This is a genomic window from Dysgonomonas sp. HGC4 (genome assembly GCF_001261715.1).
Classification (GTDB): domain Bacteria; phylum Bacteroidota; class Bacteroidia; order Bacteroidales; family Dysgonomonadaceae; genus Dysgonomonas_A.
Window position 1 is genome coordinate 1 of sequence record NZ_CVRU01000129.1, and the last position, 1,539, is coordinate 1,539.

1 protein-coding gene is annotated in these 1,539 nt (G+C 28.9%); it reads left to right on the top strand.

Features of this window, described 5'->3' with window-relative positions; all coding sequences use genetic code 11:
• Window positions 1-72: 72 nt before the first annotated feature.
• Complete coding sequence (locus HGC4_RS13135; protein WP_157258290.1) at window positions 73-1,038, top strand: hypothetical protein; 966 nt, start codon at window positions 73-75, stop codon at window positions 1,036-1,038.
• Window positions 1,039-1,539: the final 501 nt, after the last annotated feature.

Genomic DNA, 1,539 nt, shown 5'->3' on the forward strand with positions numbered 1-1,539 from the left:
TATACAATAATACATAAACATAGATATATTTAAGATTTCATTTAATACCTTAGTAGCTATATGAAAAAAACTTTGAATGAAATAGTCGTTAATCACATACGCAAGAATATACCCAAAGAGAAAAATATAGTTCCTTTTTTAATGGACTTACTGGATTTAGCTAAAGAATCTACTTATCGAAGAGTCAGAAATGAAATTCCTTTTACATTTGAGGAGATATCCAAGATTGGACTACATCTTAATATCTCATTGGATGAGATTATCGGACAAAGTAGTGGCAAACGTGTATTCTTTAATTTACATGAACTAAATCATTCGATTCCGATACTCCAGATTAAGGACGTTATTATAGAAGCCATTGAGGTATTATCTAAAGTCCATAGATCTACTAATTCGAAAGTTATATTGGCAGGAAATCATTTTCCCACGCTTTTCTTAGTATCATTTCCCAATATTTCTAAATTCCGTTATTACAAATGGATACATCAGACAGAAGATGTCCCTCTAAATTTCTATTATTCAGATTTTAGTATACCACAGGAGATACTAAACTTACAAAAAAAATTAAAGTATAATCTTCAGAGAGTAAACAAACTAGAAATCATCATAGACAAAAATACCATATCATCAACTATGCTAGATGTTAGTTATTTTTATAAAAGAAATTTGATTAGTGAATCTGAACTGCGGGTAATACAAGAGGAACTATACGAATGCATAGATTTATTAGAAGAGATGACACAGAAAGGAGTAAATCAAATTGGCTCAGAAGTACAGATATATCTTTCCTCATTGAATATTGAATCTAACTCTTCTTATTTTGAGTACGATGGACAGTCCTATACCCAACTTTGGTCATATTTCTCTGACCCGATAAGCATTTCTAATTCACAAGCTTCTTTTGTTCAAAAAAGATGGCTTGATTCTCTAAAAAAATACTCGACACTTATCACCCAAAGTAATGAAATACAACGTGCTAAATTTCTAAATTTACAACGAGAACTTATTTCAAATATGGACAAAGACATTATTTTATAATCAGTAAATAAAAAATAATAGATTACTTTTCTAATCCATCATAATCCTGAAAATAGATATACAACCCCTAAAAAGACTCTATACGATCAAAATCTAACTTTCCTCGAATCTCAATTAGATTCTCAGGAACAAAGACTCCTTTTTAAATACCCTTGCTTCTACAAGTAGAAGCATTGTCATTATACATTAAATACTCGCCGAATAGAAATATGCAAAAGGAAGTTCAATTTTTTCAATTACGTTTGGAGTTACAGTGTTATGCTTGAACTTTCAAATCCTAATAATATCGCACCTAATAAAAAAATCTAATCATATTTATTCCTCTTGTTTTTGAACAAAAGACGTACATATAATTTACTTAAAAGTTATTTTTTTTGCCACAAGAGAAAAAATAAAACAGCAACAACGTTTTTTTATCCCATAGCATCATAATATAACACTATGAGATAAAAATTGCTTAAATAACCTAATATAAATTTTAATCACTATACGTGTTTAACT